Raw genomic sequence first — 24,136 nt, 5'->3', positions numbered from 1 at the left:
GAGAAGGATGTTCTTTAACCTTCTTGACGGATTGGCTTATGGCCTCGAACCGATGGCGCTCGGAGCTAGACAATTCTCTAACTAGAGAAAAGTAATAAATATTATTTAATAAAGCCAAAGGATCTTGATCCTTTGGCTTTATCTTCTTATTCTTCCTGCGCTCTCTTCCTTTTTGATCTTCTCCAAACCATGAAAATAAACACAATAAAGGCTCCATAAACGATAATTGTAGCAGTAACATATGGGATATTGATACCTGATTTTTGAGATAAAACATAAACCTCAGCTTCTTCCCTGTCAAGAATAAGATCATAATGACCATCTTTGCTTTTGACAAGGTCATTCGTTAATAATCCCCGAAGCTCTTTATCATCTTCTAATTGATCAGCATTGATTGAAATATTTTGCGACTCAGACGTATTATTAATTGCAATCACAGTGGTTTCATTTTCAAATGTTCTTTTATAAACAGTTACACCGTCTTCATTAGCTAGCCACTTCATTTCTCCCCTAGTTAAGCTTGGGAAATTATTCCGCAGTTCACCAAGTTTGGTAATATAGTCAATGAGGTCCTTATCCGTTCTGAAATCCATCTGTCGATGATTATCTGCTCCCACACCGCCTTCTAATGCAATTTCACTGCCATAGTATACAACTGGAATTCCCGGTGTCGTATACAAATAAGTTAAGGCTAGCTTCCACCTTGGCCCTGGATGTTGATTCTTCTCAACTGTATCATGTGTAAAGCGGACTGTATTGAGATTATCCATGGATGATCCCATTAAATATGGATTTTTATATGTAGATAGCAAGTCTTCTTTTTGCTTATTCATCTCAACTAAAGATTTGTCTACTTGATCAAAAGCTGGTCTTAATGATGCTGTAAGAGGATAATCAATAAATCCATCCATTCCTGTTCCTTGATATTCTGCAATCCTCTGAGGATCATGAGAGCTTACTTCTCCTAGGAGATAGAAGTTATCCTTTGCAGCTTTTACCTCTTTGACAAAATCAGTCATAAAATTTTTGGATACTTGATCAACTGAATCTATATAATAACCATCAATATTTGTTTCGGAAATCCACCACTTTGCAGCATCAATTAAATAATTCTTAAGCTCCTGATTTTCTTGATTCAATTTAGGGAGACCTTCTAACCAATCCTTTACAATGGGCTGACCGCTATCTGTTAGTTGATTTCCCTCTTGATTATTGAACCAATCCTTCTTGTCAGCTTCCTTCATCCATGAATGATTTGGGCCAACATGACTAAGAGGAAAATTCAACATCACTTTCATATCTTTTTTATGGGCTTCCTGAACGAGCTTTTTAAAATCATCTATTGTTCCAAAATGTTCTTCCGTATTATAGAAGTCTTTAACCCAGTAGCCATGGTACCCTTTATCTTCATTATCAAATACAGGTGTCAGCAAAATGGTTGTAAAGCCCATATCCTTAATATAATCTAGTTTTTCGATAATCCCTTGAAAATCACCGCCGTGAAAGCTTTTCGGATCTTTTACATTAACATGAAAATCATTTTTGAAATCCCCATTATTAAAGCGATCCACCATTAAAAAATAGATGGATTCATCTTGCCATTTTCGATCTTCTTTTTCGACAGCACCTACAGGTAGGGCGTAAAAAAGAAGCAACGGGATTAAGATCAGAGTCCATACTCTTTTTTTCATCGTCGCTCCTCCTCCTTCAAAATCAAAACAATAAATAATTTCTATTTGCTAGTATAAAATACACAACTCTTTAAGAGTAGCCTTTTTCCCCCTGTTACGTCAAATTACGTACATTAGAATTGACCAATAATATTTTGTCATAATACAAATCTAATTTGGGTATTTAGCCATATCCATTTTGTACCCGAAAGACATTTATACGAATAACCTACTATAGGGAATTATATTGGAATGGTATAAAAATAGGTAAATATCACTCATTAAGTTATAAAAATTGAAGAATATGTCTAAAAAGATTGTTGAGGAAATCAAATGGAGGTTTTTTATGAATAGACAGCAGCGCACTAAACTTTTAGAATACCAAACCCGAGCATTCACTGAAGGGACCATTGAATACATTAATGATCAATGGGTATTTTTTGATAAAGATACCGAAGAAGCATCATTATTGGATGAATTCCTCCACCAGGAAATTGAATTATATCGTTTTAAGCGCTGGAAAAAGGGGTTATTACTTGAAGAAGGAAAAATTTCATTGGAAAATGAAGTATTTCCACTTAAGGATCAAGATACTATGAGAATACGTAAGCTTCTTATTTTTTCTTTAGAAAAATTGTTAGATGAAATGAATGATGATGCTTTTTTCCAATTTATCACCACATTAAACTCCTTGCAGTTCTCAGTTCATGATTGTATATATTGCTATAACCAATTATCCTATCTTGAAAATAGCGATAGGAAAAGTGGTGTTAATATTATTGTTTTCGATAATCAAGAGCATATTTGCAATGTACAGCATCATTTCAGTTACTTTGAGAAAACAAACGATCGCTTTGAATTTACCTTAAATAGCGGAAAAAGAATGGTTATTGAAAAAATATCTTTGTAAAAAAGGGTTCAGATTATTTTCTGAGCCCTTTTCCATAATATTCGCTAATGAATATTCACAGTCTGTTCTAATCCTTTTTCAAAATCAGTTGCTGGGAGTGGTTTATGGATATAGTAGCCTTGAGCATAGTGGCAATTTAATTCTTTTAAAAGCTCAATTTGTTCCTTTGTTTCTACCCCTTCAGCTACAACTTTAACTTCTAACCCATGCCCCATTGTTATGATTGCTTTAACAATTGCAATATCATATGTATCGACTCGTAGATTATTAATAAACGATCGATCAATTTTCAATGTATTAATTGGTAAGTCCTTTAAATAACTTAATGAAGAATAACCAGTACCAAAATCATCGATTGACACATTAACACCTAGATTTTGAAGAGACCTCATAACCCGAATGCTATAATCAATATTTGTGAGCATTGTACTCTCTGTAAGCTCTAATGTTAAATACTGTGGGTCTAGTTTTGATTCAGCTAATGCTTGTTTTACTTCTTTTAAGAAGCCTGGCTGCTGAAACTGATATGCCGATACATTGACAGCCACCGACAAATAATCATTTCCAAGCGATTGCCATTTCTTATTTTGTATACAAGCTGTTTTTAATACCCAGCGGCCAATTTCCTGGATGATTCCAGTTTCTTCAGCTAATGGAATAAAATCTGCTGGTGATACGAGCCCCAATTTCGGATGATTCCACCGAATCAATGCTTCACTTCCAAATATTTTTCCTGTTTCTAAATCGATCAATGGCTGAAACATTAAATAGAATTCGTTTTTCTTAAGGGCCTTACGCAAGTAGCTTTCTAATTCTAATCTTGTCATAGCCTGTTCATTCATTTCTGTAGAGAAAAAAGTAATTCGATTTCCTCCCTGATCTTTTGAACGATTCGTAGCAATATCAGCATTTTTCAATAGATCATGCTCATTTAGGCCATCTTCTGGAAAAAAGCTAACTCCAATGCTTGCAGTAACAAAAAATTCTTGATCCTCATAATGAACTGGATCAGCAATTTCTGCGAGAATAGATTTCGCTGTCTTCATGACCTCTTCAATTTGAACATCCTTTGACAGAATGACTGTAAACTTATCTCCGCTAAATCTTCCAATATACGATCCACTTGGAAGAACTTTTTCAATTCTATAGGCAAGCTCCTTTAAAATCATGTCTCCAGCATAATGTCCTAGGCTATCATTGATGAGTTTAAAACGATCAATATCAACAGAAAGGACGGCAAGCATTCTCTTTTTCTTCTTTGCTCGCTGCAGCATGATTTCTAACTGCTCAGTAAATTTCATACGATTTGGAAGACCGGTATCATGATCATAATTAGAAAGCTCAGTAATTTTTTCTTCAATTTTCTTCTGTTCTGTAATATTTCTTCCAATGCCATATATTCCAACACATTCTCCATCTACTGTAATCGGAATATTTTTAATCTGAAAAAGATTCATTTCCCCTGATTTAGTCATCAGTTTTACATTATAATACTGTTCTTTTCCTTTAAGTGCTTTGTAAAAATGCATCCTAACACGTGCAACGTCCTCACTTAAAACATACTTCATTGCTGATGTTCCAATTAATTCATTATTGCTGTCACCAAACATTTTCTCAAAAGCCGGATTAACACTAGTAATATGTCCTTGTAAATCAGCAGAATAAACAATATCTGTATTATTATTAAAAAGAGATTTATAATATTGCTCAGATATTTTTAAGCTCTCATTTAATTGGTAAAAATCATTCTGTGAAGCCTCCATTAAGTGAGTAAGCGATGCTAAGGTTTTTAATTGGTCAGGCATTGTATATTTAAATACAAGCCGTCGATCTTCTCCACGAAGGTTCTCTTGTTCGGATAAGGATAAATATGTAAGAGTTAACCCGACTAGCTGTGGTTCCCCTGCTTTCATGGAGGCTATTTCCCCTTGAGAGAAAAAACCATTTGCCGGAGCAATACTTTGCAGCATAGCCAATTCTTTCTCGGAAAAATCTCGCGCAAATTGTTTCCTTGACAAACAATTATAAACAAAAATGGATTCAACCTGTTTTTTCGCTAGCTGTTTAAAGCCTTGCAACGAACTATTAATAGTCCCTTCAATATTAGGATAAGCAAAGGTTAGCTGTTCCCCTTCAGTCACTTTCCTATTTACTTTTATAGCTCCATTTTTCAATATCTCTAAAATAAATAAAGTAACTTTTTCACCTTTATGATCATTAATGAATGGAAACTCTAACCCTGAATTTGGAATGCCTTTAATAAAGCCCTCACCTAAATAATGTCTTAAAAGTTGAAGAGGTTTTTTCTTGTCTAAGGAATAAATAATGTCTCCAGTTGCCTTCGTAATGGTAAAAGCCTTCCCAATTTCCTGCCACTCGAAATGACTGTTAGACTGAACAATAAGCTGTTTGCTTTGAAGCGAAACCGCCACTACACCTTGATTTGTTAATTCGTCTTTCGAAATTGCATAAGATTCATTCGTGGATTTATTAATACTCGCTACCCCACCTGCGACAATTAATTGTGAGTTAACATGATAAACCCCATTTATAAGCGATTGCGCATCTATTTTATTTCCTACAGGAAATAATAATAGTGCCTTAGTGTCAAAATCCGAAAGCTGCTCTGCCAGACTTATCCCCATATCAAAACTATTTTCAAAAGAATCTTGACGAAGCAAAATCGATTTTAATTCAGTCTTTTCAAAGATGGTGAAGGAAAGAATTACCTCATTCTCAATCATTCTACCCTCAATAATTTCACCTGATGACGTGCAGCCTATGACAGTTGCATAAGGAAGATATTCTTTTATTGTGCTTTGTAGCTGCAGAATAAAAGATCTATCTGTTTTTCCAGAGAAAACTTGTATAAGCAGATTAGGATATTCATTCAGTTCATGAATTTCAATAAAACTATTTAATTGAGTATTATTTTCAAATATACATGTGATTGTTTTAGCCATAAGAATCACCATAAATTCTGAGACGTTTTTATAAGATAAAAATACCATAAAAAATGATTTCATGATATGTCAAAATAACAAAAAGCTACCTTTTTCGGCAGCTTTTTTCAAAAATTGAAGATTTTTATCAAATTTTGTTTAAGAAAGAAAGGTTAAAGGCAGTTTCATAAATCCTAAATAAAGTACAAGAATAAGAGAAATGATGAACAGAAGCCAGAAGATTGTTGTGCTTTTTCCCTTAACTAAACGGACAAGGATCATTTCAATACTTGCAATAACGGCAAGACCGATTAATGACTTTATAACATAAAGCATACTAATACTGTTGAGAGAACTCAAAATCCATATTCCCGTTCCAATGATTAGAAGATAAAATAATCTTAAAATCATATGAACTACCTTTAATCCTCTAGCTTTCCCACTTTTATGTAATCCAAGCGCAACGAAAAAGAATACAAGTGCTAAAACCCATGTTGTTATGTGTGCATGTATCATAGATTAGCCTCCTTAACTAAAATCGATTACATCATATCATATTTTAAACATAAAACCTAAGGTTAAGTTTAATGTTTTTATCTTTAACCACATGTTTATATAAGTTATTGTAAGTATGTGTTCACATAGAACTGAAATAATCAATCTTGTATTTGATTAGATAAAGTTCCGATATTTTCTACTGTAATGTCGATGACATCCCCTTTTTTTAGGAAACGAGGTGGCTTGAAGCCTTTTCCAACTCCTGCAGGTGTTCCTGTAGCAATGATATCTCCCGGTTCAAGAGTCATTCCTTCAGAAAGAACTGAGATTATTTCTTCAATAGGAAAAATAAAGTTTTCAGTATTTGAACTTTGTCTAATTTCTCCGTTAATGCTTGTTTGGATATTCAGCTTATTTGGGTTTTCAACAGCTGATGAGTGTAATATCCATGGGCCCATTGGGCAAGTGGTATCAAGGCTTTTCCCAATAAAAAATTGCTTATGACGAGCCTGAAGATCTCTAGCTGTAATATCGTTAATGATTGTATAACCAAAAATATAATCAAGGGCTTCTTCTCTCTTAATCCCTTTTCCTTTTTTGCCGATAATGACTGCGAGCTCTCCCTCATAATCCAGCTCTTCAGTTAAACCATGATGACTTAGAACCGTTTCCTTATGACCGATAACAGTTGTTGGCGCTTTAGTAAAAACCATTATATGCTCTGGAATGTCTTCTTTGCTCCCCATCTCAATTGCATGATCTGCATAGTTTTTGCCGACACAGAAAATATTTTTGCTTGGGCGCGGAATAGGTGCCAATAGTTTTATAGATTCAATCGGGAGAAATACATCCTCATCGCTATCTGCCCAATCCAATAAATCATTTACCTTTTGAATAAATATATTCCCCAATGCAATGCATTCTAGCATCGTTTCTGGAAATTCTTTGCTGCCTGATTTCTTTTCAGAGGCTTTATTTAGCGGCAGGATTTTTGTTTTTGCTTCATTAACTAGTCCTACAAAGATTTCACTGCTCTTTTCTGCTGTCACAAACTTCATTTGAACACCTCATTTTTAATTTCACGTTTCTATAATGGAATACTGAAATAACTAAACTTCTCTTTTACTATTTTAACAGGACTATAATAATGTTGGCTAATCCAAAGTCGTCTGAAATTAATTTGGGAGGAAAAAATCATCAATGCAATCACTTTTCCAGTAAAAACTGAAACCTTTCCATTAGAAAAACTTGACGTTCGCCAAGTCCTTTTTGGCGAATGCCTTAGTTTTACTTATGCGATCTTATTAGCACATACTTAATTGAAAACACACTTTACTTTATTACGTTAATAAACTTAAACTTTCCTACTAGCTAAAATTCAAAAAGCTGCAACACTATGCTGCAGCTTTTCTTTTGAGATTATTAGATCAAAGACTAATTTACAAACCTCCCAGCTGTTTTCCCCTTTACTTCCCAATAGTCATTTCTAAGGTGGATCTTTTGGATTTTTCCAGATGCCGTTTTTGGCAATGCTTCAACAAATGTGACGCCGGTAACTGCCTTAAAATGTGCTAGTTTTTCCCTTGTAAATGTAATAATATCCTGCTCAGTCACCTCTTGATTTTCTTTAAGAACAATAAAAGCATGAGGTGTCTCTCCCCATTTTTCATGAGGAACAGCAATGACAGCTGCTTCTATTACTGATGGATGTTCATATAGAGCACCTTCAATTTCAATTGACGAAATATTTTCTCCTCCGCTAATAATAATATCCTTCTTACGATCAACAATATCAATATTTCCATACATATCGACAGTTGCCATATCCCCGGTGTGCAGCCAGCCGTCCCGGATGGCCTCCATTGTCGCCTCTTTATTTTTCCAGTAGCCCTTCATAACGCCATTACTTCTCGTAATGACTTCTCCTATTTCCTTTCCGTTATGAGCAACTTCCTCCCCAAACTCATTTACTACCTTAACTTCACAGCTGATCATTTGGTAACCAGCTTTAGCTTTCATTCGATATTGTTCCTCAATCGGCAAAGATTTTAAATGAGAGCGAATAACTGAGAATGTGCTTAATGGAGATGACTCTGTCATTCCATAAACTTGGATAAATTCCCAACCGATCTCCCTTTCTACCTTTGAAACAAACGCAGGTGGTGGAGCTGAGCCGGCAATAACCACTCTTAATTCCTGTGTAATATCCGGCCTGTTCTTTTCAAAATATTGGATGAGAGAGTTAAGAACGGTCGGCGCCATATGCATAATCGATACTTTATGGTTTTGGATAGCTTGAAAGATTAACTCAGGCGAAGCTTTTCTTAAGCAAACCTGTGAAGCACCATTAGCAGTGTAATAAAAAGGAGACCCCCACCCATTCACATGAAACATTGGCAATACATGCAGCAGTACATCTTGATCTTGAACTCGAAGATGATGCATCGTGGTTAGTGCATGCAAATAATTATTACGATGAGTCAGCATAACTCCCTTTGGATTCCCAGTTGTTCCACTCGTATACAAGAGGCTACAGACATCGTTCTCGTCAATAGATTCTCTTTTGAATGGAAGATCTGATTGGCTCGAAAGCCATTGATCGTAATCCGTTTCTTCAGAATGTTCTTCTTTATAATGGATAATAATTTTTTCAACCGTTTTTAACTGACTCTTTACAGGTTCAATAAGATTGTATAAATCTTGATCAACAAACAGCACCTTTGTTTCACTGTGGTTCAAAATGAAAACATAATCATCTGGCTTAAGGCGAATATTTAACGGAACCATGACAGCCCCCAGCTGAAAAACTCCATAAAACCCTTCCAGCATCTCTACAGTATTGGGTGCCAAATAAGCTACACGATCTCCTTTCTTTACGCCAAGGCCTTTTAAACCATGGGATAGACGATTTACCCTGTTGTTGAGCTCATTATATGTAAAAACTCTTGTATCACAAAAAATGGCTTCTTTGGATCCATATAAAGAAACAGCGCGATCTAAAAACTGATTTAAAATTAAAGGGACATACATAATCGGACACCTCACTGAATATTTATTAAATTCTAATAATATTTTACCATATTCTTTCAAACAGTTAAGAACTTTTTCATCTGTTATATTACAATGTGTAGGAATCGAGTTTTAAAAGATTGTTAGGCTTTTTAATCACAATCCTTTTCTAGGCACATACGATATAAAAGAAAAACAAAAAGGATGTCGTATATGCCAGCAATTGTAGGAGTCGCCCAAGTTATGGCTATTGGAACCGGTTCTGTATTTAACATTGGGGATGTTTATAAAATAATGCCTATATCAAATGCAAAAACCTATTCAGGGGCAGGTTCTTTTAATACTGGTGATGGATTAAATGTTTATAATCACCAAAGCAGTACGAACACATATGATTCAGACGGAACAGATCAAGGGATTTTTCTAAATGCATAGTTAAAGGTGATAATTGTGAATTTTTATATTCAACAATCCATTCAAATAAATTTCATTAAGATTGGAGGAATATCTAACTCATCCGTATTTCAGATCGGCAGTGCGGGTATGATTATTCCATCTTCTCATTTATACAATACGGGAGGTTTTACTCAACCTGCACCAACGGCAGCAGCTACTGCACCTTTAGTACCATTATCAGCACAATAATTAAACTGTTATGGATATGCACTCTTTTTCTTGATTCTTGAAAGTCAAAAATGAGGTGGGAAAATGACTTCAGACTTATATTCTTATCTGCAAAAATTACATGTATTTATCGATTATCAGGAGAAGAGAATCCTTAGCTTAGAGAGAAAGGTTTCTAAACTAACAGAGGAAACAAAAACACTAAAAGAACGTCCTGCGGTTAATGTTGACAAAATTGAGTATAAATTTGATCAGCTAAAGGTAGAAACCTTAGAGGGAACATTAAACATTGGACTAAATCCATCAGATTTAAATAATATTGATGATTTTACCATTGAAAATAAAGGCATTCATACCCCATACTCACCAAATAATCAAATGTATAGGACAATTGATATTGAAAATGCCATTTTTCATTATTTAGATAATGAACTAACCGAATTCATCACTGAAATTGGAAAGAGTCAGAATATTGATATTGGTGAACCACAAATATCCTTTATTAAAGAGGATATTAAAAAACAATTACCTAGCAGAATTGACTTTTATCTTAAAAAATATCAATCTCCTGAACATGAAAACAATGCTGATCGAACTAATAATTTGAATGATGAAATCATAAACCAGCTGAAAATGGAAATACAAAAAGGAGTTCAAACCTTTTTAAACCATTTGCCTGATAATGTGAAAGGATTGAAGAATGAATGAACTTCCATGTTTACAATCGGGAGCTTTCTGTAGGAAGTATACGAATTATTGGGGTATCCAGCTCCTCCATATTAATGATTGGAGATACACAAACCATTCAGATGGCATCCGCTTTTGATACACCTCCAGAGTCTTTAATAATCGGACCTTTTGTTCCACTGACACGGGAGTAACTATGTTTCGAAGAACATCGATTGTTGATGAGATAAAAATAGATACCTTTTTCTATTCTTCTATATTTCAAATTGGAGACTCCTCCATCATACAAGGCTTTTCACGGGCGCTAGCAGTTCAAAGGGAACAGGAAATTTTTTATGGAAACGAAGGAAACTTTAATGTCTATCCAGTGTTTACTAAACCCATACCATTCCAGCCAGTTGAAATAAGTATCCCTATGTATACAGAAAATCTGAATCCGATTATTAAAGTTCACCATTTAGATATTGTTGGTGTATCCGTATCTTCCATCATCCATATTGGAAGCAGCAATCATGTCTCAATGGAGACAAGAATTAAACATATTCGCCAGCTGCTACCGAAAAATAAAACTCAATCTGAAAGCAGATAAAAACTTACACAGCACGTTAACCTTTGATAAATGACCCCACTAAAAAAATCGTCAAAATAGAAAAGGATGTTTCGTATGCCAGCAATTATTGGCCCCGTTCAAATTATTCATGTTTCAGGCGGAGTTGTTCAATTCGGTGATACGGTAATTATCTCTCCAAAAACCGCTTCAAAATCAACTTCAGGGCAAGGAGCAATCAATACTGGTGGATTCATTGTTACAAATAATGGACTGAGTGCAAGCAATGTTCTGGATACAAACCTAATTGACCAGCCAATTGTTGGAAACAATTAAAACAGGCTAGGGAAATGGATTCCCATGCCTGTTTTATTAAAGCTTGATTATATGAGCTCCATCAAAAAAGAATAAATACCTCTCACTAATTTCCCTTTTTAAAATTTGCTCCAACGCCTTCGAATACATTTCTATTTGCACTCGGTATCGTTCCTCTAGGACTTTCCTTGCTTCAGTAAAGCCTCCCTTAAAACGATTGGTAATTCCATCCGTTTTATAATCTAGAAGCACTAGACCATGTTCATCTTCAAACAGACAGTCTATAATTCCTTGGATCAAAACATGCTCATCTTCCCCTTCCCACTCATGGTAGATATCACTAGTAGGAAATGAAACACTAAAAGGGATTTCACGCTTAATTCCTTTAGCTTGAATCATCCTTTTTCCAAGGTCTGTATGGAAGAATTGTACAATTAAATCCGGATCTATTGCCTCGAACTGATCTGCAGTCAGAAGTTCCTTCTGAACCATTTCTTCCATTTTTACTGCAATTGACAATTCCGTTGGCTCCTTACTGAAATCAATATGCTGCATCACCGTATGCATAGCAGTCCCTTTTTCCGCGGGAGATAATGACTTCTCCTGCATAAATTGAGGACGGTTCAATAAAGGCTTTTTTAATTTTTGAATGTATTCAATTCCAGCATCTTCATGAGAGAATATTTCCTTCTGCCTCTTCACTTCAGATACAGACTGTTTTGAACGATGATTAGAAGCTTTCAAATTCTTGTATTTCCATGATAGCTGAGCTTCAACCAAATCTTTAAATGGAGATTCCACAGGGATAGCCTCCCCGCTCAATACCCTATCCAGTAAGTCTTCTCTTTGTATATCCATCTCTTCTGTAATGCTCGCAGCCTCATTGCCGTTTAATATTTGGACATTCCAGCATGAAGGGTGAGTAATAATTTCTTCTGAGATTAGCGGATTTATTCCTGACCCCTTTCCTCTCAATGGTTCACAGTCTTTATGCCTCACAAGCGAAGGCCCTATCCAGTCCAGATAAGTATTTGCCGATGCACGATCAAATTCATTAAGGAGCCAGTCTTGAGCTTCGGCGAATTTGCCCCATTGACTCAGCTTTTTCTCTGCGCTTTTTACAGAGGCAACTAAATATAGCTTCTCTTTTGCCCTTGTTAAAGCCACATACAGAACACGCAGCTCCTCTGCCAGCATTTCCATTTTCTTTTTCCTTTTAAAAGCAAGCTGAGGAAGGGACGGATACGAAATTCTTTTTTCAGCGTTAACGTATTTTGCTGCAAAGCCGTATTCCTTATCAAGCATATAGTTTTTTTTCAAATCCATCGTATTAAAATTTCGTCCAAGCCCTGCTATAAAAACAATTGGAAATTCAAGCCCTTTACTGCTATGAATCGTCATCAGGCGTACAACATCCTCCTGTTCCCCTAATGCACGGGCTGCACCTAGATCATCTCCGCGGTCACGCATCCTTTCGATAAATCTTAAGAAGCGGAATAATCCCCGAAAAGATGTAGCTTCATATTGGCGGGCACGATCATAAAGAGCACGAAGATTGGCTTGTCTCTGTTTTCCTCCTGGCATTCCGCCTACAAAATCATAAAACTTTGTTTCTCGGTATAAGTGCCAGATTAACTCAGATAGTGAACCCTTCCTTGCCATCACACGCCATTCCTTTAAATCTTCAAAGAATGGTAATAGTTTTTCATACAATTCCTCTGTTTGAATTGAAGGCTTTTCCAAACAAAAGGCTGATATAGCTTCATAAAATACGCCTTTTTTATGATGAATCCTAATCTGTGCCAGTTCTTCCTCTGTTAAACCGACAATTGGCGATCTAAGAACAGATGCAAGAGGAATATCCTGATACGGATTATCAATAATTTTCAAAAGTGACATCATAATGGCTACCTCAGTTGCTTCGAAATAACCCGAGGACAAATTAGCATATACTGGAATACCCTGTTGTTTAAATTCCTCCATGATTTGCGGTGCCCAAGTCATGGAACGGAGTAAAATAACGATGTCACGGTACATCGCAGGTCTTCCAGTTTTTGTTTTTGGATTATATACTTCCTTCCGTTCAGCGATGATTTCTTTTATTTTTGAAGCCATATATCTAGCTTCAAGCTGAGACTGAGCTAAATCAGCACTATCAAAGACTTCCTCTTCTGCCTCTTGAGGCTCTTCCTCTTCCTTACCTTCTAAATCGATTACAGTCAATTCAATTGGATAGGTTTCATCCACTGGGTATGGGGCTCCATTGATCAATTCTGCTGCTTCATCATATTCAATTTCCCCAACAGAAACATCCATCAGCTGCTTAAAAAGATAGTTTGTTCCATGAAGCACTTCTTTACGGCTTCTGAAATTTTTAGCGAGGTCTATTCGTAAGCCAGCTTCTTCACCACCTTTTGTAAACCGGTTATACTTACCTAAGAATAAGTTCGGTTCTGCAAGCCTAAAGCGGTAAATGGACTGCTTCACATCACCAACCATGAAAAGATTGCCCATTAGCTCTGAATCATTTGTAACAAGCTTCAAAATGGTTTCTTGAACCATATTGGTATCTTGATATTCATCAACAAGGACTTCTTTAAACTGTCTTTTGCAAGCGAAGGCAGCTGCTGATGGTAATAATGCTCCATCTTCTTGAATCGTTGAGAGTATAGTTAGGCAATAATGTTCAAGATCGGCAAAATCGACAATTCCTTTTTCAGCTTTAACTTGCTCAAATCGGTGTGAAAATGACTTTACACTTGAAACAAGTGATTCGATATGCCGCTTCATCTCACTCATATCTCGAATAAAGCTCTCAGGCTTACGCGAGAACAGCTCGTCTTGGATATCCTGAATGATTTTTTTCGCTTTATCTCTAAGCTTTTTTGCCTTTTCAATTAATTCGTTGTCATATTCCTCACCTTTGCAATTCTTTGCCCTTCCGAAGGACCATGATTGCAGTGCTTGATAAAGTGTTGCCCACGAATCGTTTTTAGCTTGAATAAGCGTATTAACAATTTGCAGGTCATCGATGAAATTTTCCGCTCTTGGTGCAGGACCTCCAGGAAGCTTTGTCAGCTCAAGTCCATATTCGAGTAATTGTTTTGCCCCATTTAATTGCAGATCAATGTCGTGCAAAAGAGATTGAACAAATGGAAGCTGCTCGATTTCTGTTTGTTTTTCTACATTGTACATCTCTATGATCGAGTCTAAATATTGATCTGGTGAAGGATTTGCCCGTGCAAAATCATACAAATTCCTAATCATTTCCTGTAGCGCAATATCACTGCGATCATTTGTGAACGTATCAACTAAGGCAAAGAAGTCCTCATTTCCTTCTTTCCCGTACTCCTCTTCAAAAAGCTCTTCAAGCACTTCATCCCTTAGAAGCTGAGCTTCTGTTTCATCAGCAATCCGAAAACCTGGATCAATATCGATCATATAATAATATTTCCTGATCATTTCCAGACAGAAGGAATGAAGGGTAGAGATCGACGCTTTATTTAATAAACTTAACTGTTTTCGTAAATGAATAGATTTCGGATTTTCGTTAATAGCTTTTTCTAAAGCCTCTCCAATTCTATGTCTCATTTCTGCAGCCGAAGCATTTGTGAAGGTTACAACAAGCAATTCGTCAACATTGATCGGATCTTCCTCAGATATAATTTTATTAATGATACGTTCAACAAGAACAGCCGTTTTTCCGGAGCCAGCCGCTGCAGCAACTAAAACATCCTGTCCTTTGGCCATAATGGCTTTCCATTGATCATCTGTCCAAGTAGCATTTGCTGGCTTAGATGGTATTCGTGTTTGCATTTTCCTCTACCTCCCTTCTCATACATTCAAGCACCTCATCCTTAGGTTGTGGAACAAGTAAACGATAATCATTGCCATCTAGAGATTCATCAAATTGGCAGACAGATTTAAAGGAACAAAATGTACAAGGGGTTTTCTCCTTCAGTTTATAAGGGGAAATATCCACGTTGCCGCCAATAATTTGATTTCCTGTTTTTGTATACATTCCTCGCACATATTTGCGTAAATGATCGAATTCCTCTTTACTTGCAATTTTTGAGCGTTTTGAAAGACTGCCATCCTTCTTTATTCCTGCAGAGATGATGGAGGAATCTCCTGTCACCAGTGTCTGATCCATGAGCTTAACAACATTTTCTTCACCGAGCAAAAGGCCATTCATTTTAAACTTTTTAAAGATTTCCTGTTCGATTTCTTCAAGTGTCAGCATTTTTGATGTATTAATGATTGGGTTTTGAACATGGAAATATAAGACACCAGCCGGATTAGCCTCTGTTCCAATAAGTGATTTTGAATGAGAAATGACTATGTCTAAATAAGTGAGCATTTGCAGTGCAAGACCATAATATACCTCGTTGATATTTAAATCCTTTGAACTGGATTTATAGTCTATCACCCGAAGGAACACATCATTTCCTTCCTGCGCCTTGTCGATACGGTCAATTCTTCCGACAAGCTCCATTTTAGTCCCATTTTTAAGTGGGAAGGAAAGTGGTGGAAGATCAGCTTTTGGCCCGGGCCCGAATCCAAGCTCTAGCCCAACCGGTGAAAAGCCGCTTGCCTTTGCATGTTCGCTTAATATAAATGATGCCCTGCTAATAATTTGCTCTAGCTTTCTTTTTATATAGTAATGGCGATTGGAGCTTAACAATATTTCATTTTGCAGTTTTGGTGCAAGCATTTCAATTGCTTCTTGTGCGAGAATTTCACATTGCTGCCTTGTTAATTCTGTCCATGACATCCTTTTATTCATAACAGTTTCTGCAATGTATTTAAGTGCAGCATGGAATAATTCACCGATATCAGGAGCTTCTAGACGGAAAATCTGCCGCTCCCTAAGTTTTAGTCCGTGCTGGACAAAATGTGAAAACGGACAACCATGGAATAATTCCATTCGAGAAACACTAGCATGAATGGTATCTCCATATAAATCTTGACTAATATGTTCATTTAATTTTCGTGTTTGATTCTCATAGTTAAGGCTAGAAAGAACCTTTTGGACATTTCTTTTCCAGCTCTCATTTTTAAGATAGAAATTATAAATATCCCACCAGAAATCATAAATTGGATAATTTCTCTTTTTAAGCTGCAGTTGTGATGTTAAATAGGCGAGCGTCGTATTTAAGCTGGATACATACTCCAGCTGTTCAACTTCAGGCAGTTCAGCGAGGTCTGCTAAATAATAATGCTGTTTACATTCCGGCAGTAAATCCTGTAATCTTTTTATATAGGATGAAGGCATTAATGCCTTTCCTTCCTCATTCGCAAGCGGATAGCTTATAAAAAGCCATTCCGATGGAGTTACAAATGCTTTATAAGCGATAAAATCTTCATCGAGAAGACGAGTTCTGCCTGATGGAGCAATTTTCATTCCATTTGAAAGGAGCTTCTCTCTATCATCATCTGCAAATACTCCGTCCTCTGAAAACTTAGATGGAAGAATTCCTTCATTCATCCCAATAATAAATGCAGCCCTAATATCTGAAAGCCGAGAATTTACCATATCAGCTGCAACTACCTGATCTAAAGAAGGAGGGACAAGTGAAAAGCGAAGAGTCTCCATTCCAGCATCAAGGATTGAAGCAAACTGCTTTTGCGATACCTCATCTTCACCAAGCATTTCTACATATTGATCTAGAAGCTCCATGATGGCATTCCATACTTGTCCATGTTCTCTTGATTTTACTAGATTCCCTTTTTCCTCTTCCGAATTCTTCCATTGTTCTATTTTAGCCGGAACATCCAGTTCCTCAAGATATAAATAAACTGCTTCACAAAATTGACGGCCGAATTTCGCTTTGTTTAAGCGCCGTGACAATCTTAGAATTGGACCAGTAATCATATCCCTTAAATCATTAAGCTCCTGCTCAATTTCTTTTTCGACATCCGTTTGAACGAAGGAATCAAATTCTAATCCCATGATTCTCCGGTAAATCCACCTTTTCTTATTCGTCCATTTATCTCCTTGAATCCCCTTGGCCAAAACATAATTTTCGAGTCTATCCATTTGTTCTCGTATTAAAGTGTTATTTAATTTTACTGGAAAAATTAATTCTGTTTTTACCGCTCTAAAAATCGGCTCGTAGCGCCAGTTTCCGTTAATGACCTCGAGCGTGGAACGGATTAATTCAACTAGAGGATGATTCAGCATTGTCCTTTTTTGGTCAATAAAAACAGGGATTTGATAGTCTTGGAAAACCGTTTCGATTAGGTCATGATAGTCTTGTCCATTTCGTAAAAGGATGGCTATATTTCGATATCTCATGCCTTCTATACGGACAAGCTGATTAATTTTCCTTGCGATTCCCTCGATTTCTGCTCGACGATTAACAGCTTGACCAATGTGAACAGCTGTTTCTCCTTTGTAGCCAATAGCAGGCCGAGTATCAAAATTTGCTTCAAGATGCTGTAGGGACGGCTTTTCCCATCTTTTCTGATCGGAAAGCAATATTTCCTCCATTTGAAGTCCATTTGCTGTAGCTATTTCATAGATTGTCTGACAATTCTCACCAGACATTCTAAATAAGTGCAGCTCATCAGGTGAATTTTGCTTAAATGGCCGATCAAGCGTCAGGGTAATGGTTACTTTTTTGCATAGCTTCATTAACTGCTCAACAATCATATATTCCTGAGGGGTAAAGCTATAAAATCCATCAATATATACTTCTGCGTTTTTTAAATAAGCTGATTCTAACGCTTTTTCAGACAGAAGACGAAAATAATCCTCAGAATCTAAATATTTATTAATAATCGATTCTTCAAATGTTTTATAGATGAGTTCAAGATCGTGAAGCTTATCCTGAAGGGCATTATTTGATTGTTCCTCTGTTGATAATTGGTCGTGTCTTTCAGCCAGCTCTTCCGGTTTAACACAATACCTTTTGAATTCTGTAATAATTTGTTCAATCTGCTGGATAAAACCATTTTTATCTGCAGCACGTTGAAAAAGCTTTAGCTCTTCTTTTTTTTCATCGATAATTTTTCGAATTAGCATACTAATGCCAACGCTATTAATATGATAACGGTTCATGCCGCCGGTTTCCTGTAAAATTCTCCATGCTAGACGGGTGAATGAATAGACCTGGCAACGGATCATCCCGCCAAGGTCAGGTGTTGTAATCAGCTTATATTCTGATAAGAATGTCATTTGTTCTGGCACTAAATAAATGATGGGCGTGCTTCCATCTGGTTTTCTTTTTAGCTCATCACGAATTTCATTCAGACAGTACTCCGTTTTGCCGCTGCCCGAACGGCCGATCAATAATCGCACCGACATAATCAGTCTCTCATCCTTTCTTAGAAAAACTTGGCGTTCGCCAAGTCCTTATTGGCGAATGCCTTAGTTTTTCTTATGCGATCTTATTAGCAGATATTTAATTGAACACACACGTTACTTTAGTACGTTAATAAACTTAAACTTTCCTATTAGCTAAAAAAACGAACTTATTCTATGAATATATTATCACAGAAGCCGTACAGTATATTAAATTGAGTTCTGTAAGATTAATGGAAACAATTTATTTACATATATTCCTATATTCTAAGAGTGAATAAGAAGGGAAATGGATTTTCCACAAAGAAATAGATAGTGTGAACTGTTTCAACAAGAGATAGCAACGAAGTGGTTTCAGCCCGTTATTCTGAGATAAATAGTTCGAGGTGAGTAGATGGAGATTAGAAAAGCTTGTTCTAGTGATTGGTCAGAGTTATGGTACCTTCTGTTTTCAATGGGAAAAACAGATAGTGAACACAATACGAAACAAAGATTTTTAAATATGTTGGACAATCCCCAGCATTACATACCTGTAGCAATTATAGAAAAAAGAATTGTCGGTTATGGATGGTTACAAGACTATGGCTTTCACTTAAGAATGGGAAAAAAAACAAGTAGAATGAATGATTTATTTGTTCTCCCTGAATATCGAAAAATAGGAATTGCTTCAAATATATTTAAAGCTATTCAAGAATGGGCAATCGAAAATGAAACATCTTGGTTGCAATGGAACTCAAGTCCAAATGCCGTTCAATTTTATCAGAAATTAGGATTGTCACCCCTTATAGAAGAAGATGATTATCCTTTTTTTGAGATTGAATTCTAAGATTAATATTTAATAAATTTAATTATTAATAAAAGAAAGGATATTTATTATGAATCGGACGTTAATTGGTTATTGTGTAAGTTGTGTAGGTTTAGGGATTTTATTTAGTGCCATTGTCTATCCATTAGGATATTTAGAATCAACTGCAGTTTTTTACACAATGACAACAGTTGGTGCGGGACTAGTAGTAATTGGAAGTTTTATTAGACCTACACGTAATAAAGAAAAACACGAAGAATAAAAAACAAATTTCTTCGTGCTTTTCTTATCTATTTTTCTATTTGAAATTGAATACCAATCCTTTTTAATTCTTTTTTATCCACCTTGCCTACATGAGTCTTAGGAAGTTCATCTAGAATCACTATAGTTCTTGGAATCTTATAGCTTCCTAGTTTAGAACGGCAATACATTTGAACTTCCTCTACTGTCAAAGCTCCATCCACTTTTAAACTAATGAAAGCTGAAACCCGTTCTCCCCATTTTTCGTCTGGAAGGCCAATAACCGCAGCTTCATTTATGTCCGGGTGTGCTGACAACCATTGCTCTATTTCTAATGGATACACATTTTCCCCACCGGTAATGATAATCTCTTTTTTTCTTCCTACGATGTAATAATAGCCCTCTGAATCCTTTCTAGCTAAATCTCCAGTATGAAGCCAATCATTTTTTTTCGCATCCTTCGTAGCTTCTTCATTATTCCAATAATGGCTGAATGTATGTTTCCCTTTAATCAGCAGCTCACCTGTTTCATTTTCTCTTGCCTCTGTTCCATCTTCTTTAACAATCTTTACTTCATTAATAATCATCGGCTTGCCAACAGACCCTCTTTTCCTATCTGCATCCTCTAAACCTATAAAAAAGTTATTCGGTCCTGCCTCTGTTAGTCCGTATCCTTCTTTAAACTGGAGCCCCTTGTTTTTAAATTTTGCATAGATTTCTAGAGGACATGGTGCTCCCCCAGATAAAAAAGTTTTAGTAAAAGGGAAGGAAGCATAGCTAAATTCTGGCTTTTCGCTGATCATATGGTACATAGTAGGAACGAATAAGACAATTGTACATTTATAAGAATTTAAATAATCCATTGCTTGGACGGGATCAAATTGATCTGCAATAACTACTTTTCCCCCACTCATGAGTAGTGGAATAGAAAGCGCATTTAATCCACCTGTATGGAATAATGGCAAATAAGTTAATGTTACATCCTTTTCATTTAATCCCCAGCTAATGATTGTATTTATTGCATTCCAAATAATGGATTGGTGTGAAAGGACGACTCCTTTTGGTTTACCAGTTGTACCTCCAGTGTAAATGATAATAAGAGGATCTGTTTCCAGGAATGCTGTTTTTTCCATTCCTTCTATTTTGTTTTTTACTATTTGCTCATATCGATCACTATTTGTTTGAATCATTTTAGAATGCTTATTGGTGACTTTCATAACAATATTAGAAAAATTTGAATGGCATCCTATTATTTTAGGTGTGCAATCTTGAAGAATATATTTAATTTCCTCACTAGATAAGCGCCAATTTACTGGTACAAAAATCGCACCTAGCTTTCCGCAAGCAAATAACAAATCAAAATAACTTATATGATTTGGTGATAGTAAGGCCACACGGTCTCCTTTTCCTATCCCTTGATCGGCTAACCAACCTGCTAATCCATTTGCCCGGTTATTAATTTCTTTATATGTAAGCATTTGATTTTTTTCGGCTTCAATAAGTGCAATAGAATCCGGTGTTAATCTCGCTCTATTCTCCAGCCAATCAAGTTCCCACCCCACAACAATCTCTCCTTCTTCCAAGATAATTTTATTGTAGGATAGAAGAGTTACATCTTAGTTACATAGAAGATCGGAAGCGCCTCGTAAAGGAACGAAAAAGAGCACCAATTGATGCTCTTTACTAAAATAAATATTTTTAAATCTAATGTCTATTTCACGGTAAATCTTATTACTAAAACTCTATTCCCCTAATGGAAACCATATATTTTGGAGCCTCATTTTTTCACATCATAATCCCGCCATCGACATGCAAGACGGTGCCATTGACATAATCTGATTCGTTTGAAGCGAGGAAAAGGTAGGCATTGGCAATATCCTCCGGGTTACCTAGTCGTCCTAAAGGGATCATCATTTGCATTTGCCCAATTACCTTTTCGGGAACTTTAGCTGTCATTCCCGTATAAATAAACCCTGGAGCAACTGCATTCACATTAATTCCTTTACGACCCAATTCCTTTGCCCAAGTCTTGGTCATCCCAACTACTCCTGCTTTCGTTGCAGCATAATTCGTTTGCCCAATATTGCCATACACTCCTGAAACAGATGAGGTGTTTATAATTTTTCCTTTTCCCTGTTCGAGCATGGCAGGCAGTACCGCTTGGGTGCAATGGAAAACTCCAGTTAGATTCACATCAAGCACGGACTGAAAATCTTCACTTGATAATTTCGAGAGCATTCCATCTCTTGTAATCCCTGCATTATTAACTAAAATATCAATTTTTCCAAATGAATCTTTTACAGCCGTAACCATCTGATCAATACTTTCTCTTTCAGCAACATTTACCTGGAAGAACTCCACACTAAACCCCTTGTCTTGCAGCTCCCCAGCTCTTGCCTTACCTAATTCTGCATCATAATCAGCCAGTGCTACAGACGCTCCTTCGCGAGCAAACGTCTCTGCTGCTGCAAAACCAATCCCATTCGCAGCACCTGTAATAATAGCTACTTTATCTTTAAGTCTCATGTAATGTCCTCCATTATTTATCCAAAAATTCCGACATTGCTTGAAGCAGCTGCTCCAAATCATCGATGAGTGGTGAATGTCCGCAATCTTTTAATTCGACAAAGAAAGCATTCTCTCCTATGTCATCCACAATCTCTTCATTCATTTCCTTCGTAATCACCAAATCACGATCTCCATACAGTACGAGTGTCGGAATTTTAATTTTTTCTGCTTCACCTGTTCCTTCTGTTAGTCCATTGAATTCCTTACTAATGTTAAATGTATTTAATGCATGCAGGATTTCAGCATAATTCCTTTGTGTGAGCATGTCATCAATATATTCTTCATATCTCTCTGGATCTGGTTTGTTTTTTGTATAAATGACGGCATCGTAAACCATTCTTAAAAATTCACGATTTCTCGTTGCATACGCATGCTCAGTTGTCACGACCTTGGTTTTCTCGCGTTTTGTTTGATCATACGATTGGACACGCTTCGTTAAATCCGGAAAGCCATTTTCATTTGATTCAAAGAGAGGATATCCCCTTGTAGATCCAGATGCAAGCAAAATCATTTTATCGCAAACATCGGGATTATCAGCTACATACTGCATACAAACAGCTCCACCTAAAGACCACCCAACAATTGTAAAGTCTTTAAGTCCAATTGCTTCTATAAAATACTTAAGATCTTCAGCAAGCTCTTTAATTGAATGGAATGGTTTATGATAGCTTGAAAGGCCAAAACCCCTCTGATCCAAAGCATAAAGTTTATATTTTGGGTCCATTTTTTCTAGAACAACATCCCAATGCATAGAGGAATTCATATTTCCATGAACGAGCAGAATGTTTTGACTCCCCCCTAATCTTTCCCGATAGCTAATCGTTTCCCCATTAGGCAGTTCAACTTCTTTTATCATGATTTCATTCATTCTACTATCTCCTCTCCCCATTTTATTGTGGAAGCACCCCAGGCATAACCTATGCCTGCACTTACTAGAACTGCAACATCACCGTTATTTAATTTTCCCGATTTTTCAGCTAGTTCCAGCGACAAGATTTGATCAATTTGACCAATATGGCCATAATCTTCTAAATAAATTGAAGCATCTTCAGAAAGACCTAACTCCTTTAATACATATTCATGTGCTGACTTTTTCATATGAAGCATCCCAACATAGGAAATATCTTTTTCGGAATATCCGCTTTTGTGGACAGATTTACGAATAACATTCAAAAAATTGCTCATAGACTTTTGCTCTAAACGCGCCTTCATACCTGCAGGATCAAGAACATCCAATTGATAGCGACCTTCCTCCAACGCAGTACTAGTTAAAGGATATTTCGTTCCACCTGCTACAACGACAACATCCTCGGAAAAAGAACCATCTGTCATGATCTCAGTTTCTAAGAGACAATTTTTTTTAAGTCCTTTTTGTAAAATAATCGCGCCCCCGCCAGCACCAAGATTATACATAAATCTTGTCCTTGGATTTTTGTAATCTATAAAATCACCATTCCTGTATCCGCCAGCAAGAAGTACTGTGTTAATCTCCGGGTCTGCAATCATTAGGTTTTTTGCTACCTTTAAAGCCATGACAGTCGTTCCACAGCGAAGGGCTGTATCAAAAGCCCATGCATTATGAGCTCCTAATTCCTCCTGAAGCTTAATACCAGCTGTCCAAAGTGGATATTCTTTATGTTCTTCTCCAATATAAATGACCACGTCAATATTTAGTGGATCTATATTAGCTTTCTTGATTGCCTTCTTTGCAGCTCTTATACCCATTTCACATGTGTGATCCTCTATACCTGGAACAGTCTTCCTTTTTATACCCATTTTACCTTCCACAATTTCTTTTGGAATTCCTGCCTTAATAGCAATTTCTTCGCCGGTAATGTACTGATCAGGTAAATAGATTCCTGTACTTAAAATACCAATGTCCAACACTCCACCGCCTTTCTTTTCTGACCATCTTTTGCTGTTTTTCCATATCCAGTGGTCTATTTGAATAGTTTTCTGACCATCTTTTGCCTGTTTTCCAGGGGCAAGGCGCCTCCGCTTTTCTACCTGTCTAG

The 24,136-nt window shown here is 36.5% G+C and carries 20 protein-coding genes; 9 read left to right on the top strand and 11 right to left on the bottom strand.

Annotated elements, in window-relative coordinates; genetic code table 11:
• Positions 1–146: 146 nt before the first annotated feature.
• Positions 147–1,691 (bottom strand): alpha-amylase family glycosyl hydrolase, encoded by a 1,545-nt coding sequence (locus FSZ17_RS08005; protein ID WP_057774321.1) that lies wholly within the window; start codon positions 1,689–1,691, stop codon positions 147–149.
• Between the two features lie 325 nt (positions 1,692–2,016).
• Here FSZ17_RS08005 and FSZ17_RS08000 point away from each other — a divergent pair, with 325 nt between their 5' ends.
• Positions 2,017–2,580, top strand: a complete 564-nt coding sequence (locus FSZ17_RS08000; protein WP_057774323.1) for a DUF2777 domain-containing protein — start codon at positions 2,017–2,019, stop codon at positions 2,578–2,580.
• A gap of 44 nt (positions 2,581–2,624) precedes the next feature.
• Here the strand turns inward: FSZ17_RS08000 and FSZ17_RS07995 are convergent, their stop codons facing one another.
• The 4 genes from FSZ17_RS07995 to FSZ17_RS07980 form a co-directional block, all read right to left on the bottom strand.
• Entirely contained in the window at positions 2,625–5,543 is a 2,919-nt protein-coding gene (locus tag FSZ17_RS07995) for a bifunctional diguanylate cyclase/phosphodiesterase (protein WP_057774325.1), read from the bottom strand.
• A 138-nt stretch (positions 5,544–5,681) separates the two neighbouring features.
• The gene (locus tag FSZ17_RS07990; RefSeq protein ID WP_057774328.1) at positions 5,682–6,038 is read right to left on the bottom strand and encodes a YisL family protein; all 357 of its coding nucleotides are present in this window, start codon (positions 6,036–6,038) and stop codon (positions 5,682–5,684) included.
• Positions 6,039–6,178: 140 nt separating this feature from the next.
• Entirely contained in the window at positions 6,179–7,078 is a 900-nt protein-coding gene (locus tag FSZ17_RS07985) for a fumarylacetoacetate hydrolase family protein (protein WP_057774331.1), read from the bottom strand.
• Between the two features lie 376 nt (positions 7,079–7,454).
• A complete protein-coding gene (locus FSZ17_RS07980) occupies positions 7,455–9,050 on the bottom strand; it encodes a long-chain-fatty-acid--CoA ligase (RefSeq protein ID WP_057774334.1) in 1,596 nt (531 codons plus the stop codon).
• A 192-nt stretch (positions 9,051–9,242) separates the two neighbouring features.
• Here FSZ17_RS07980 and FSZ17_RS07975 point away from each other — a divergent pair, with 192 nt between their 5' ends.
• The 6 genes from FSZ17_RS07975 to FSZ17_RS07950 all read left to right on the top strand — a co-directional run bounded on the left by FSZ17_RS07975 (position 9,243) and on the right by FSZ17_RS07950 (position 11,223).
• Positions 9,243–9,464 (top strand): spore germination protein, encoded by a 222-nt coding sequence (locus FSZ17_RS07975; RefSeq protein WP_057774337.1) that lies wholly within the window; start codon positions 9,243–9,245, stop codon positions 9,462–9,464.
• A gap of 15 nt (positions 9,465–9,479) precedes the next feature.
• Positions 9,480–9,674: a spore germination protein GerPB gene (locus FSZ17_RS07970; RefSeq protein WP_057774340.1), complete on the top strand. Its 195-nt coding sequence runs from the start codon at positions 9,480–9,482 to the stop codon at positions 9,672–9,674.
• 63 nt (positions 9,675–9,737) lie between these two features.
• Complete coding sequence (gene gerPC, locus FSZ17_RS07965; protein WP_057774344.1) at positions 9,738–10,361, top strand: spore germination protein GerPC; 624 nt, start codon at positions 9,738–9,740, stop codon at positions 10,359–10,361.
• Complete coding sequence (locus FSZ17_RS07960) at positions 10,358–10,534, top strand: hypothetical protein (protein ID WP_057774347.1); 177 nt, start codon at positions 10,358–10,360, stop codon at positions 10,532–10,534. The genes gerPC and FSZ17_RS07960 overlap by 4 nt, the downstream gene beginning before the upstream one ends.
• Before the next feature lie 2 nt (positions 10,535–10,536).
• Positions 10,537–10,929, top strand: a complete 393-nt coding sequence (locus FSZ17_RS07955; RefSeq protein ID WP_057774349.1) for a spore germination protein GerPE — start codon at positions 10,537–10,539, stop codon at positions 10,927–10,929.
• A gap of 75 nt (positions 10,930–11,004) precedes the next feature.
• A complete protein-coding gene (locus FSZ17_RS07950; protein ID WP_057774352.1) occupies positions 11,005–11,223 on the top strand; it encodes a spore germination protein in 219 nt (72 codons plus the stop codon).
• A 36-nt stretch (positions 11,224–11,259) separates the two neighbouring features.
• Here FSZ17_RS07950 and addA read toward each other — a convergent pair whose 3' ends face one another.
• Together addA and addB are read right to left on the bottom strand one after the other, a co-directional pair.
• Positions 11,260–15,018: a helicase-exonuclease AddAB subunit AddA gene (gene addA / locus FSZ17_RS07945; protein WP_057774355.1), complete on the bottom strand. Its 3,759-nt coding sequence runs from the start codon at positions 15,016–15,018 to the stop codon at positions 11,260–11,262.
• On the bottom strand, positions 14,996–18,511 hold the full coding sequence (addB, locus tag FSZ17_RS07940) for a helicase-exonuclease AddAB subunit AddB (protein ID WP_057774358.1): 3,516 nt from the start codon (positions 18,509–18,511) through the stop codon (positions 14,996–14,998). The genes addA and addB overlap by 23 nt, the downstream gene beginning before the upstream one ends.
• Before the next feature lie 391 nt (positions 18,512–18,902).
• On the opposite strand from addB, the gene FSZ17_RS07935 reads away from it, so the two are divergent.
• Both FSZ17_RS07935 and FSZ17_RS07930 read left to right on the top strand, forming a co-directional pair.
• A complete protein-coding gene (locus FSZ17_RS07935; protein ID WP_057774362.1) occupies positions 18,903–19,334 on the top strand; it encodes a GNAT family N-acetyltransferase in 432 nt (143 codons plus the stop codon).
• 49 nt (positions 19,335–19,383) lie between these two features.
• On the top strand, positions 19,384–19,575 hold the full coding sequence (locus tag FSZ17_RS07930; RefSeq protein ID WP_057774365.1) for a hypothetical protein: 192 nt from the start codon (positions 19,384–19,386) through the stop codon (positions 19,573–19,575).
• A 28-nt stretch (positions 19,576–19,603) separates the two neighbouring features.
• Here FSZ17_RS07930 and FSZ17_RS07925 read toward each other — a convergent pair whose 3' ends face one another.
• From FSZ17_RS07925 to FSZ17_RS07910, 4 genes are all read right to left on the bottom strand, one after another.
• The gene (locus FSZ17_RS07925) at positions 19,604–21,115 is read right to left on the bottom strand and encodes an acyl-CoA synthetase (RefSeq protein WP_057774368.1); all 1,512 of its coding nucleotides are present in this window, start codon (positions 21,113–21,115) and stop codon (positions 19,604–19,606) included.
• A 223-nt stretch (positions 21,116–21,338) separates the two neighbouring features.
• A complete protein-coding gene (gene fabG, locus FSZ17_RS07920) occupies positions 21,339–22,079 on the bottom strand; it encodes a 3-oxoacyl-ACP reductase FabG (protein WP_057774371.1) in 741 nt (246 codons plus the stop codon).
• A gap of 13 nt (positions 22,080–22,092) precedes the next feature.
• Positions 22,093–22,989 (bottom strand): intracellular short-chain-length polyhydroxyalkanoate depolymerase, encoded by an 897-nt coding sequence (gene phaZ / locus FSZ17_RS07915; RefSeq protein ID WP_057774374.1) that lies wholly within the window; start codon positions 22,987–22,989, stop codon positions 22,093–22,095.
• On the bottom strand, positions 22,986–24,005 hold the full coding sequence (locus tag FSZ17_RS07910; RefSeq protein WP_057774848.1) for a 3-oxoacyl-ACP synthase: 1,020 nt from the start codon (positions 24,003–24,005) through the stop codon (positions 22,986–22,988). The genes phaZ and FSZ17_RS07910 overlap by 4 nt, the downstream gene beginning before the upstream one ends.
• Positions 24,006–24,136: the final 131 nt, after the last annotated feature.

This window comes from Cytobacillus dafuensis (genome assembly GCF_007995155.1).
Lineage (GTDB): Bacteria > Bacillota > Bacilli > Bacillales > Cytobacillaceae > Cytobacillus > Cytobacillus dafuensis.
The sequence above is the reverse complement of the archived record's forward strand: the minus strand, read 5'-3'. Positions and strand labels throughout refer to the sequence as shown.

What these genes read in the sequence shown, in the direction of transcription:
- FSZ17_RS07950 (WP_057774352.1), top strand. Translation starts at nt 11,005, where the DNA reads ATGCCAGCAATTATTGGCCCCGTTCAAATTATTCATGTTTCAGGCGGA.
- addB (WP_057774358.1), bottom strand. Translation starts at nt 18,511, where the DNA reads ATGTCGGTGCGATTATTGATCGGCCGTTCGGGCAGCGGCAAAACGGAG.
- FSZ17_RS07985 (WP_057774331.1), bottom strand. Translation starts at nt 7,078, where the DNA reads ATGAAGTTTGTGACAGCAGAAAAGAGCAGTGAAATCTTTGTAGGACTA.
- FSZ17_RS07975 (WP_057774337.1), top strand. Translation starts at nt 9,243, where the DNA reads ATGCCAGCAATTGTAGGAGTCGCCCAAGTTATGGCTATTGGAACCGGT.
- FSZ17_RS08005 (WP_057774321.1), bottom strand. Translation starts at nt 1,691, where the DNA reads ATGAAAAAAAGAGTATGGACTCTGATCTTAATCCCGTTGCTTCTTTTT.
- addA (WP_057774355.1), bottom strand. Translation starts at nt 15,018, where the DNA reads ATGCAAACACGAATACCATCTAAGCCAGCAAATGCTACTTGGACAGAT.
- FSZ17_RS08000 (WP_057774323.1), top strand. Translation starts at nt 2,017, where the DNA reads ATGAATAGACAGCAGCGCACTAAACTTTTAGAATACCAAACCCGAGCA.
- phaZ (WP_057774374.1), bottom strand. Translation starts at nt 22,989, where the DNA reads ATGAATGAAATCATGATAAAAGAAGTTGAACTGCCTAATGGGGAAACG.
- gerPC (WP_057774344.1), top strand. Translation starts at nt 9,738, where the DNA reads ATGACTTCAGACTTATATTCTTATCTGCAAAAATTACATGTATTTATC.
- FSZ17_RS07955 (WP_057774349.1), top strand. Translation starts at nt 10,537, where the DNA reads ATGTTTCGAAGAACATCGATTGTTGATGAGATAAAAATAGATACCTTT.
- FSZ17_RS07990 (WP_057774328.1), bottom strand. Translation starts at nt 6,038, where the DNA reads ATGATACATGCACACATAACAACATGGGTTTTAGCACTTGTATTCTTT.
- FSZ17_RS07960 (WP_057774347.1), top strand. Translation starts at nt 10,358, where the DNA reads ATGAACTTCCATGTTTACAATCGGGAGCTTTCTGTAGGAAGTATACGA.
- FSZ17_RS07980 (WP_057774334.1), bottom strand. Translation starts at nt 9,050, where the DNA reads ATGTATGTCCCTTTAATTTTAAATCAGTTTTTAGATCGCGCTGTTTCT.
- FSZ17_RS07930 (WP_057774365.1), top strand. Translation starts at nt 19,384, where the DNA reads ATGAATCGGACGTTAATTGGTTATTGTGTAAGTTGTGTAGGTTTAGGG.
- FSZ17_RS07935 (WP_057774362.1), top strand. Translation starts at nt 18,903, where the DNA reads ATGGAGATTAGAAAAGCTTGTTCTAGTGATTGGTCAGAGTTATGGTAC.
- FSZ17_RS07995 (WP_057774325.1), bottom strand. Translation starts at nt 5,543, where the DNA reads ATGGCTAAAACAATCACATGTATATTTGAAAATAATACTCAATTAAAT.
- fabG (WP_057774371.1), bottom strand. Translation starts at nt 22,079, where the DNA reads ATGAGACTTAAAGATAAAGTAGCTATTATTACAGGTGCTGCGAATGGG.